Genomic DNA, 3,676 nt, shown 5'->3' with positions numbered 1-3,676 from the left:
CCCTGTGGCGCATGCTGAGACGCTCCGTGGACCGCGCGCTGGAGAACCAGGACCTGTCAAACGTCTTCGCCGTGGCCATCGACGAGACCTCCTGGAGGAAGGGACACAAGTACGTCACGTTCGTCTTCGACTACTGGACGAAGCGGCTGATATTCGCGACCGATGGCAGGGGGTCTGACACGGTGGCTCTTTTCGCCGAGCATCTCAGGAGACGCGGCGGCGACCCTTTGAGGATAACGGAGGTCTGTTGCGACATGTCTCCCGCCTACATCAAGGGTGTCGAGGAGAGCCTTCCCCGCGCCTCCGTCACCTTCGACAAGTTTCACGTCGTGAAGGCCATGAACGACGCTCTTGACACTGTGCGCAGGCGCGAGAGCGCGAACTGCGCGGAACTGAAGGGCACTCGGTGGTACTGGCGCAGGAACGAGAAGGACCTGAGCGCCGGTCAGCGCGACAGCCTGGGGAAGGCCTGCCTGAGCGGTGCTTGCAGACAGACCGGGAAGGCCTATCGCATGAAGATCCTGTTGCAACAGATACTGGATGTCGGTTCCGGGCTGACGGCGGAGGAAGCCAGAGGTCAGCTCAAGGGTTGGTGCCGCTGGGCTCTTCTGTGCCGGATACCCGAAGTCGCAGCGGTTGGCAGGATGATCAAGCGTCATCTCGAAGGCATATTGCGCTGGTTTCACAGCCGCATGACCAACGCCATGGTCGAGGGTTACAACAGCGTTCTTCGCGCCGGCAGGGCGATGGCGAGGGGATTTCGCACGGTGGTGAGGTTCCCCCGAAACACCGGACATACTTTTATGCCCGCAATCTCCCTTTTTCATATTCTTCCGGGGTTTTGTAGCCAAGCCCGGAATGAAGACGCTTGCGATTATAGAATATTTCAATATACTTGAATATATCTGAACGAGCCTCCTCTCGAGTACTGTACTTCCTCCTCCCGTAGATCCACTCCGTCTTCAACGCGCCGAAAAAGCTCTCCATCGGAGCGTTGTCCCAGCAGTTCCCCTTCCTGCTCATCGAGCCTATGATGCCGTTGTGCCAGAGCTTGGTCTGGTACTCGCGGCTGGTGTACTGACTGCCTCTGTCTGAGTGAAGAAGAAGCCCCTTGCCGGGATTCCTCCGCTCCAGGGCGCGGTCAAGCGCCTTGGAGACAAGACCGGCGGTTATTCGCTCTCCGGCCGACCAGCCGACTATGCTGCGAGAGTGAAGATCCATTATCGCGGCCAGATAGAGCCAGCCCTCTTCAGTGGCGAGTAGGGTAAGAGACGGGGCGCAGTCGAGCTGTTTCCCCGTCTCTCCCCTCCGAACCGTACGTGCGCCTCTCAGCGCATACGGCTCTCCACTCAACGTTGACTGACAGCCATCGCGACCTCGTCGTAGCGAGACCTCGGCGCTCGGGTTCTTTCCTCCGGCTCCGCCATGTAAGGGTTGCCCTGCTGCTGTTTCCATCGGTACTGCTTGCCGCCTCTCCCTACAAGCCGGGAGAGGGCTGCGCGTCGCGGTTTTCCGTCGCTCGTCCTGTCGTACATCACCCATGTCTTGGCCTTGCCCTCTTCTGGGTGCTTCACCCACTTCTTCACCAAGGGCTTTATAGGGCTTCTGTACTTATTCCCCAACCAGTGCGCCATCTTCCAGAATACCGCTCTGTCCACTTTATCGAACGCCCAGGATTTCTGGTCCGCGTACTGGTAGAATCTTCCCCAGCCTTCAATCTTGAGGTTCAGGCTTTTGATCATCTCCGCGCCGCTCATGTGATGGTTCTCGTCTAGATGCTTCTTGATGCGGTATATGAAGCCGGAGACTTTCTCGCGGGGGATTCCGTCGGTGACTCTCATCGTCCCCTTCTTTCCCCGCTTTCTGATGATGCGGTGTCCGAGAAAGACGAATCCGTCGTTGACGTGGGTTATGCGGGTCTTTTCCATGTTCAGGACCAGTCGGAGGTTGTTGTGCAGGTGTTCCTTGCTCTCTTGGCGTATCTCCTCCGCCTGCGCTCGTGTTCCCTTGACGGCTATCAGGAAGTCGTCGGCGTATCTACAGTAGGCCACCGCGGGTTTCCATTCGCGCCCCTCCTCGATTGCCCTGGGACGCTTCCGCTTGAGGCTGTCGTTCCAGTACCATCTGTCTTTTCTCGCCTTCTTCGAGAGATACCGGTTTTCAAGGTACGTGTCGAATTCGTTCAGCATGATGTTTCCGAGCAGCGGAGAGATGACTCCGCCCTGAGGCACGCCGTCGTGGGCGGCGTGAAAGAGCCGTTTGTCGACGTGCCCCGCCTTGAGGAACTTCCAGAGCAGGTTCAGAAAGCGCCTGTCCCGGATTCTCCTCCTCGCGGCTTTCATGAGCAGTCCGTGGTGTATGGTATCGAAGTAGCTCGTCAGATCCCCTTCTATTATCCATCGGGCGGCTTCTCCCATGTGGCTGTCCTGGAGTTGCAGTTTCACGGTTCGTATGGCCTGGTGCACGCTCCTGCAGGGCCTGAATCCGTAGGACAGGTTGTGGAAGTCGCTCTCCCATATGGGGTCCATCGCCATGAGCATTGCCCGCTGCACGATTCTGTCCTTGAGCGTTGGTATCCCTAGCGGCCTGAGTTTGCCGTTGCTCTTCCTGATGTTGACGCGACGCACGGGCTGCGGTTCGTAGGTGCCGGCCCTGAGTTCCTTTCCGATGGTGCGCGCAAGTTCCGTGATGTTGTTCTCCACGTGGGCTCTCGTCATGCCGTCGATTCCCGGCGTTGTCGCTCCCCGGGCGCCGAGTGTTCTGCATATCGCCTCCTCCAGCCATATCGGGTCGGAGACTATTCTCAGCAGTCGGTAGAACCTTCTTGCCTTGTCCTCTTCGGACCATGTCGCTAATTTACGCTGCATTTCGCTGATTATCAGAGGTCTTCACCTCGCTGGGTCAGTTAGTTTGTCAGGTAAATACGTCAAGCTGCACCCCTTCGCCATGCGACGGGCTTTCCCCGCCTCAGACTACTACGAGTGCTCCGCCACTCCGCCCGGCCCGGAGCTCCCGCCTCCCATCGGCCGCGCGAAGCTTCCCCGTTTCACGCGATCAAACTCATTCACGTCGATTAGGCCGCCGATCGCAGTCCTTGCCCTTGCTTTCCGCAAGTCGACGCGGAGTCGACGGTCTGGCTGCGTTCTCCCCGTCGCTCCACCGTCCGCCCCAGAGTTCTTGGCGGACGGCTTAGGAGGTTTGTCCATACATTTGACGCCTCCCTCCGCATGCATCCTGTCAGACCGTGTAGGATGCGGTGACATTTCAACCCTCGGATGCGGATGAATCGGTTCGTGTTCCTCGACCTTTCGACACTCAGTCTCGAGGACCATCTCGGCTTAACGGTCTCGCCTCAGTCCCCTTTGTCGGCGGGCTACATCACCCCTTCGGCGGGCGAAGGGTCACTGCCGCCCAGACTCATGTCCGCCGCAGCGCGGACAGCCCCGTTTCCCCGGTATTGCATTGCGCTTGCCGTTCTTCTCCTTTCCGCAGTGATGTGGGCAACGGGTATTTCGATTGCACTATACGGGCGCACCGTATGTTATGTCGCTGACCCACTTCCTGTCGGGTTCAGATGCCGCAAAATCTCTGTTCAGACGGTTGGGCAATACCGGGTTGCCGTGGTTGGAGTCCGTCGTCGCCACCCATTTGCGCTTTTGCTTTCCCCGGATGCCGT

At 58.7% G+C, this 3,676-nt stretch carries 3 protein-coding genes; 1 reads left to right on the top strand and 2 read right to left on the bottom strand.

Annotation, left to right across the window (positions count from 1 at the left end; genetic code table 11):
• Positions 1-899 (top strand): ISL3 family transposase (locus GX181_05780; protein NLM71448.1); only part of this gene is annotated, 899 nt, incomplete at its 5' end.
• Here GX181_05780 and GX181_05775 read toward each other — a convergent pair.
• Positions 802-1,353, bottom strand: a complete 552-nt coding sequence (locus GX181_05775; protein NLM71447.1) for an IS3 family transposase — start codon at positions 1,351-1,353, stop codon at positions 802-804. The two genes, GX181_05780 and GX181_05775, sit on opposite strands and share 98 nt — an antisense overlap.
• Entirely contained in the window at positions 1,350-2,867 is a 1,518-nt protein-coding gene (ltrA, locus tag GX181_05770; GenBank protein ID NLM71446.1) for a group II intron reverse transcriptase/maturase, read from the bottom strand. Before ltrA ends, GX181_05775 begins: the two co-directional genes overlap by 4 nt.
• Between the last annotated feature and the right edge of the window lie 809 nt (positions 2,868-3,676).

This window comes from Synergistaceae bacterium (assembly GCA_012521675.1).
In the GTDB taxonomy this organism is placed as follows: Bacteria; Synergistota; Synergistia; order Synergistales; family Aminobacteriaceae; genus JAAYLU01.
Note: the sequence above shows the minus strand (reverse complement) of the source record. Positions and strands in the feature narration are given on the sequence as shown.